This window comes from Vibrio sagamiensis NBRC 104589 (assembly GCF_007990935.1).
In the GTDB taxonomy this organism is placed as follows: Bacteria; Pseudomonadota; Gammaproteobacteria; order Enterobacterales; family Vibrionaceae; genus Vibrio; species Vibrio sagamiensis.
The window spans coordinates 38,262-45,617 of record NZ_BJXJ01000034.1 but is presented as its reverse complement, the minus strand read 5'-3'; the positions used below and the strand labels follow the sequence as shown (position 1 = coordinate 45,617).

Genomic DNA, 7,356 nt, shown 5'->3' with positions numbered 1-7,356 from the left:
CTATTAAAAAAGCCGCTGTATTTACAGCGGCTTTTTACTTTTTAGCTTATGAGAAATTTTCAGTTCATGAGAAAGTTGCCCCAAAGCCTTCTCTGCTAACACTTTATATCTTTCACACGTTCTTCTCCCTATACGTTAGTGCTGAACTCATAGAGCAAGATTAGAATAATGTTATCTTGAGCCAGTATTTTACGAACTACAATGACGTTGTGGAGAAACTCTGCATATTGGTATTCATGCACGGTTGGCACATAAGAAGTGGTGTTTGAGGCTTTCCTTAAAGGGTGCTCAGTGTTGATGCAAGCTCAAGGAACTTGGCCTATCGGCAAGAAAAAGCCGACAAGATGCTGTCGGCTTAAAATAGAGGCTAGAGACGGCTATTTCTCTTGGGTTAATGCTAATGCTTTGCGAGAAACCTCGTGAGCAGCTTTATTCAGATTCTGTTTTTCTAATGTATCGGCTAAAAAAGCATAATCAGAAATATCAGTGCGAATTTTTAACGCAGCTTCTAAATGATGTTGAGCTAATTGCCATTTTTCTTGGCGGAACAAGAAATGAGCAAGAGCACTATGAGCAGCGGCATTGCTTGACTCTTGCTTTAAAATTCCTTCTAGCAAAACGATAACCGGATGGTCATCGGTTAATCTAAGCTCTGTCAGTAAATGATAAAGTGTCTCTGTAGGCTGTTTTTTTAATGTGTCTTTTATCATTGTAAATGCCTCATTATCAGCTTTTCGGCCAATAAGCTCGCGAGCAAAACATTCGATAAGATTGACATTCTGTTTCACTTTACGTGGCAGGCTATTCCAATGTGAAGCTAGCCCTTCACTACCTTGCTGTATTGCTATATCGTGCATTAAACCACATTGAGCACTCTGCAGTAGTTCAGTTTGCTCTTCTTTGGTAATTTGTCCGATTTTAGTCAATTCAGGGATAAGCTCGAGCAGTGGTTGCCAAAGTTTCAGCTGGATATAAGTCGTTTTTAGTAAATCGAGCACGATAGTGTTATTAGAATATTTCCCTTTAAGCGATTGTAATGTGTCGAAAGCAGATTCATAGGAGCCATCGCTAATAAGCTGTTTAGCTCTTGTTAGCTCGACTGCGAGGTGTGCATTATCCTGTTGGCTTGCTAGTGCTAAATATTCGTCACGTCTGGCTTTATTTCCATTACCTTGAGCAGCTTCAGATGCCACCAAATAACAAAGCAGTGGCATATCGTGATGCTTTGCAAAACGTAACGCCAGTTTCTCGGCACTTTTCCAGTCACCTTCAAGCAGTTTAATCATACTTTCATTCGTTGTGCGACGAGCTCGGCGTACTTTTCTAATATTAAAATAACCCAATGAATGAGTGCTGACTCTGATGATGCTTTTTATAAAGTTTTCAATTAAAAAGAGTCCTGCCAAAGTAGCTATAATTAGGATTACCATTGTAGTAAGGCTCATCTCTATCGTTTTGTTCGTGGTAGAGATTAGAACGTAGCCTTGTTCACCAGCATACTGAGCTCCAGCATATAACCCTAAGCCAAGGACAATAAATAGGAAAGTCAAACGTATCATTATTGGCCCTCCGAATTTGTCATTGAAGCTATGCCTCGTTGTAGACGATTACTAATGATACTGTTTAGAGCTTGGTGACTCTTGAGCTCCGAAGGGTACTGCACTTGGAGGTTTTGTTGCTGTAGCAGATTGAGCTCTTTACGAAAATCTTTTACGCTACTCTCGTTTTCGTTGAAAAAGTTCGCTACCCAGTCGTTTGCTGTTTGCAGAGAAGCTTGATAAATGCCATTTTGTTCTTGATAAATGGCTTGTATAGCGACACCTAACTTAGCTTTGAGGTTTTCTTTGAGATAAAAGTGCTGCTTGGGTGGTAGTAATGGAGCCGTACTTTCATCTGAGGTTCTTATGGTAATGAAGTTGTCAGCAAAACCTTTGAGTGATGCTTTTAGGTTTTCTTGCCAATTTGAGATATCCTCTGTCAGGATCTTTCTCTCTTTAGTCTCTTCTTTTGCTAGGATTGGCTGTGCTAGAGGTAATGTATCGACTTGTTGTTGTAGTGCTGTCAGCTTTAAGATCATGTCTTCATGTTTGATTAAAGGGAGCATTTTTAGCTGCACGATGTCATCGGCTATTTTCTGGCGAAGATCGATTAAGCTTGGATCATTTAAAGCTGCGATACTTTGGTCGGCATCTTTCATTAGTTGAGTGGCACTAGCAACATTATGTTCTAAATACAACTTTCTACCCGCAAGTTTGACTAGATAGTCCGCTTCTGCAAGCCGCCAACCGTCAGTCTTAGGTTGTGCTCCATTAACGCTGGTTATCGCTTGTTGTAGACTGCTAATACTTTCTTGTTGTTGCTTAAGCGAGGTGTGAGTTCGTTCCTCAATATTATCAGACAGTTTCTTTACCTCGTCTTTATTTTTTTGTAGCTTCTCTTGAATACTGTTTTGCGTTGTCTTTAATTGAGTTTCGAGGTTGGTGATTCGAGTTATATAGTCGGTTTGTTGTTTTTGAAATACGGCTTGTTGATTGACTAGCTTGTATGTCAGACCGCCACCGAAAGCAAGTGAGATTAAGATAGCGATAACACCAAGTTTGCCTCCGTGATTGTTTGAGTTTTGCTTTACTTCAGCTTTGATCGACTTACTTTGTGGCTTTGCCTTAATTGTTGTTGTCTGGTCTTCAGTAGGTGATACTGACGGCTGATTATAAGAGGAGTTTGAGTCGAGTTTTTTTTGTTTGTTATGGTTACTTGTCATGCCTATATCCTGTTTAGCTATGGCTTGAGAGCCGCCAGTAAATCTTGGTTGGATGCACTTCCTATACACCTTACCTGAGAAAAGCCCCTTTGACGTGCAAGCTTTGCTACTCGTTGGCTGGGGAGATATAGCTCTCGTTGATTTAGCCAAGCTAATTGCTTTGATGTTAATGGGTCACATAAATAAGTTAATTGTTCACTACTGGTGATGACAATTTGGGAAACTTGCTGATTCTCCCATTCACTCACACAGCTTGCCGGGTCGAATGGGACATACTCTCGTTTATATGTCTCTCCGTAGTGTACTTTTGCTCCACGTTTTGTGAGTTCATCTTTGATTAACTCACGACCTCCGTTGCCACGGAGAATAAGGACGTTTTGTTTTTTTACATGTTTGAGTTCAGGAAGTTGCAATAAATGTTCACTATCACTGAACTGCTGAGGATAGTGTACTTTTTGTTGAGTACATATGCTTAAATAGTGTGCTGTTTTTTGACCAACGGCAAGGTATATTATTCGTTGAGGCCACGATTTATTGTGATTGATTAGGATTTGCTCGGCGTATTGAACGGCATGCTGACTTATGGCAATTATGATGCTGGCGTTATCAATGTGCTGCAGCCATGCTTTTCTGTCTGGAGTTGAGCTAATCGCGATCAATGGATGATGGATCGCTTTAATCCCATGCTTAATGAGTAAAGAGCAAAGCTCCTGGCCTTGCTCTCCAGGTCGAGTGACCAAGACTGTCATGATTAGTCGTGGTCTGCGTACAGTTTGGTTAAAATGTCGCGCGCACCTTTTTCCAGAAGCTCATTAGCTAGCTGTACCCCTAGAGTTTCTGCATCTTGACGGTGCCCATGGATCTCACCACGAACAATAAGACTCCCATCAGGTTCTCCAACTAAAGCTCTTAACCAAATGTTATCACCATCCAATAAAGAGTAACTTCCAATTGGAACTTGGCATCCTCCTTCCAGTGTGAGGTTCATGGCTCGCTCGCAACGAACACGATCAGCAGTGTCAGGGTGATTGAGAGGTTCAAGAAGCTGGTGAAGTCGTTGGTCATCAAGGCGACATTCGATCCCGACAGCACCTTGACCTACTGCTGGAAGTGATTGTTCTGGTTCGATTAAGCTGCTAATGCGATCGTCTAGTTTGAGGCGTTTTAAGCCTGCTGCGGCGAGGATAATCGCGTCATACTCTTCGGCATCTAGTTTATTTAATCTGGTACCAACGTTACCACGAAGCTCTTTAATCACTAAATCTGGACGGTGAGCTTTCAATTGGCATTGCCTGCGAAGACTACAAGTTCCAACAGTGGCGCCTTGTGGAAGATCATTGATGGTTCTGAATTTATTTGAAACGAAGGCATCACGAGGATCTTCTCGTTCACAGATCGTAACTAACCCTAATCCTTTTGGAAAGTCGACAGGGACATCTTTCATTGAATGAACCGCTAAGTCAGCACGCCCTTCTAGCATGGCGACTTCAAGCTCCTTGACAAAGAGTCCTTTACCACCCACTTTTGCCAACGGAGTATCAAGGATCACGTCACCTTGAGTGACCATGGTGACCAGCTCAACCTCAAGACCTGGATGAGCGGCTTGCAAAGCATTTTTAACATAGTGAGCTTGCCATAAAGCAAGGGGGCTTTTACGCGTCGCGATACGAATAGGCTTAGGTTGTGTCATGATCTTCTCAATATTGTTGTGATTTAGTTTTATCCTACCACTCAACGGAGGAAAGTTTTAATGTTAGTTAATGTTCTCTTAGTTTCGAAAATGGAATACTTTTATATTGTGAAAATAGTGTGATTAGATTCTCATTTAAACTCAGTCGGGTTATTATGTATTAGTAATAGCAAGTGACGCTAGCACATTGTTAATTTGTGATTGGTATGGAGACCTTAAATCAAACTATTTATGAGCAGTAATCTTTACCAATCTTAGTAAAAGTGTTAAATTGATCACGTTTTTTGGTCAATGTGGCTTAAAACATCAGCAGATTTCATGACTGTTCAACCAAGGAACTTCCCTTGCAGGCTTACACTCAAAAACTTATTCAGCGATTAGATAACCTCAACCAGCAGCGCATAGATCGTGCGTTGGCGCTTATGGGTTCGCAAAGCCAGCAAGTCTTTCACCTGATTCCCGCTCTGTTGAATTTTAATCACCTCAGCCTTCCTGGTTTTATTGATGAAAATGTCCCACATGGCGTATTTGGTTTTGAACTTAATTCGGTGCAGCAACAGCTTATTGATGTGTTTATTGGCGAGAATACTGCAGCTATTGAAACGGTAAACCATGCAGACATTCTTGGGCTGTATACTATGGGTAGTACTTCCTCGATTGGCCAAAGCACTTCAAGTGATTTAGATATTTGGGTATGTATTTCTCCGGCTATGAGTGCTGCACGGCGTGAGTCTTTAAATAAGAAGTGTGTATCTATTACTGATTGGGCACAGGCACAAGGTGTTGAAGCAAACTTTTTTCTGATGGATGAAGATCGCTTTCGCAGTAACTACTCTGAACAAATGACAGGTGATAACTGTGGCTCTTCCCAGCATTTACTATTGCTTGATGAATTTTATCGTTCAGCAGTACGCTTGGCAGGACAACGTTTATTATGGCAGATCGTCCCTCCAGAGATGGAAGAATGTTATGATGAGTACGTTGCTCAGTTGTGTGATGATGGAAATTTAAGGTGCGATGAATGGATCGACTTTGGTCAGTTGAATCGCATTCCAGCGGAAGAGTATTTTGGCTCTAACTTGTGGCAACTGTATAAAAGTATCGATTCGCCGTATAAATCAGTATTGAAAGCGATTTTACTCGAGGCTTATTCATGGGAATACCCGAATACGCAGTTGTTGAGTCTCGACACTAAACGCCGTTTTTTTGCTGATGAGCCGGACTTATACGGTATGGATACGTATTACTTAATGCTTGAGAAGGTCACACGCTATTTAGAGCGTATTCAGGATCAGACACGTTTGGACCTTGTACGCCGTTGTTTTTATCTCAAAACACATGAAAAGTTATCACGTGAGCCTGATACGGGCTCTGTCGCTTGGCGTCGTGAAGCATTGAGTGAAATGATTAACCAGTGGCATTGGGATCTTAAAGTTGTCGCAGAACTTGATGACCGACGCAATTGGAAAGTTGAACAAGTCAAACTTGTTCATCATGCGCTCTTAGATGCTTTGATGCAGAGTTATCGTAATTTAATTCAGTTTGCACGCCGCAATGACATCACGTCAGCGATCAGTCCACAAGATATTAGTATTTTAGCGCGCAAATTATACGCGGCTTTTGAGGTATTGCCAGGTAAAGTGACACTTTTAAACCCTCAAATATCACCAGACTTGCATGAGTCTGACCTTAGTTTTATTGAAGTTCAAGAAAGTGGCGTTAATAAGTCTGGATGGTATTTGTACAAGCAGCCACTAGATGCGCACCGTATTCTTGGACAGCCATTTTTGGAACACCATGAATACCTGAGTAAATTAGTTTCTTGGGCATTCTTTAATGGCTTGATTACCGAATCAACCTATCTACACGCCGTAGTACGTGAAGCACAACTCGATATTGATAAGCTCTATCAAATGGTGGGGGACTTACGTAATACCTTTTCATTGCGTAAACGCCGTCCAACGATGGAAGCTTTAGCCAGTCCATGTGAAATAAGCCAGCTTGCTATGTTTATTAACTTTGAGCATGATCCGACCGTCGACTTATCTGGTCGAATGCTTAGAGCTGAAGTAAAAAGTACGGACATATTTAGTTTTGGTCCTGAGCAGATGAATTTAGTCGGTAGTGTCGACCTTGTGTACCGTAATTCATGGCATGAAGTTCGAACGTTGCATTTTCAAGGTGAAACAGCCATTTTAGATGCTTTGAAGACCATCTTGGGCAAAATGCATCAAGATGCGCTTCCTCCTGAATCCGTAGATGTCTTTTGCTATGCGAAAAATATGCGTGGAATTATGCGTAATATAGTGTATCAACTGCTCGCAGAGTGTATTGATTTGCGCTTGAAGCCTGTTGAACCAGAAAAGCGCCGTCGTTTCAAAGCAATGCATCTTGGTCGTCAAACTTATGGGCTTTTCTTTGAGCGTCGAGGTGTGTCTGTTCAAAAGCTGGAGAACCCGGTGGAGTTTTATCGCAGTATTTCGACCAATAAGCTTAAAGGTTCACCTTTATTGATGTTAGATCGAGAACAAGAGTTCCAGCTACCAGAGGTGGTTGACGGTTTTGCTAGTGAAGGTCTGGTCCAGTTTTTCTTTGAAGATACAGAAAAGGGCTTTAATATCTATGTGCTGAATGAGAGCAATCAAGTTGAAGTTTATCATCAGTTTAGTGGTACGAAAGATGAGATGATTGCATCAGTTAACGGCTTTTACACTGCAGTTAAAGATAATAATCAGGTCGTATCGCAGTGTGTTAACTTTAACTTGCCTCAATACTACCAAATCATTCATCCAGCGGAAGGGAATACACACATTATTCCTTATCGAAACGATAGTACTTCTTCAGCATCAACTCCTAAAACTGTAAGTGTTTAAATAAAAAAGAGCATGATGTGCTCTTTTTTATT

The 7,356-nt window shown here is 41.3% G+C and carries 5 protein-coding genes; 1 reads left to right on the top strand and 4 read right to left on the bottom strand.

The window, feature by feature from the left end; all coding sequences use genetic code 11:
- Positions 1-377 precede the first annotated feature (377 nt).
- The 4 genes from VSA01S_RS15160 to hemC are packed head-to-tail and all read right to left on the bottom strand — an operon-like array spanning position 378 to position 4,451.
- The gene (locus VSA01S_RS15160; protein ID WP_039980909.1) at positions 378-1,559 is read right to left on the bottom strand and encodes a heme biosynthesis protein HemY; all 1,182 of its coding nucleotides are present in this window, start codon (positions 1,557-1,559) and stop codon (positions 378-380) included.
- The gene (locus VSA01S_RS15155) at positions 1,559-2,761 is read right to left on the bottom strand and encodes a uroporphyrinogen-III C-methyltransferase (protein WP_039980910.1); all 1,203 of its coding nucleotides are present in this window, start codon (positions 2,759-2,761) and stop codon (positions 1,559-1,561) included. Before VSA01S_RS15155 ends, VSA01S_RS15160 begins: the two co-directional genes overlap by 1 nt.
- Before the next feature lie 17 nt (positions 2,762-2,778).
- The gene (locus tag VSA01S_RS15150; protein WP_039980912.1) at positions 2,779-3,510 is read right to left on the bottom strand and encodes a uroporphyrinogen-III synthase; all 732 of its coding nucleotides are present in this window, start codon (positions 3,508-3,510) and stop codon (positions 2,779-2,781) included.
- 2 nt (positions 3,511-3,512) lie between these two features.
- A complete protein-coding gene (gene hemC / locus VSA01S_RS15145; protein ID WP_039980913.1) occupies positions 3,513-4,451 on the bottom strand; it encodes a hydroxymethylbilane synthase in 939 nt (312 codons plus the stop codon).
- A gap of 344 nt (positions 4,452-4,795) precedes the next feature.
- On the opposite strand from hemC, the gene VSA01S_RS15140 reads away from it, so the two are divergent.
- Positions 4,796-7,324 carry a class I adenylate cyclase gene (locus VSA01S_RS15140; protein WP_039980915.1) on the top strand — a complete coding sequence of 843 codons (2,529 nt, stop codon included), beginning with the start codon at positions 4,796-4,798 and terminating at the stop codon, positions 7,322-7,324.
- The last annotated feature ends 32 nt before the right edge of the window (positions 7,325-7,356 follow it).

Bases quoted from the DNA above. Each gene is read 5' to 3' on its own strand.
- VSA01S_RS15160 (WP_039980909.1), bottom strand. From the start codon at position 1,559: ATGATACGTTTGACTTTCCTATTTATTGTCCTTGGCTTAGGGTTATAT.
- VSA01S_RS15155 (WP_039980910.1), bottom strand. From the start codon at position 2,761: ATGACAAGTAACCATAACAAACAAAAAAAACTCGACTCAAACTCCTCT.
- VSA01S_RS15150 (WP_039980912.1), bottom strand. From the start codon at position 3,510: ATGACAGTCTTGGTCACTCGACCTGGAGAGCAAGGCCAGGAGCTTTGC.
- hemC (WP_039980913.1), bottom strand. From the start codon at position 4,451: ATGACACAACCTAAGCCTATTCGTATCGCGACGCGTAAAAGCCCCCTT.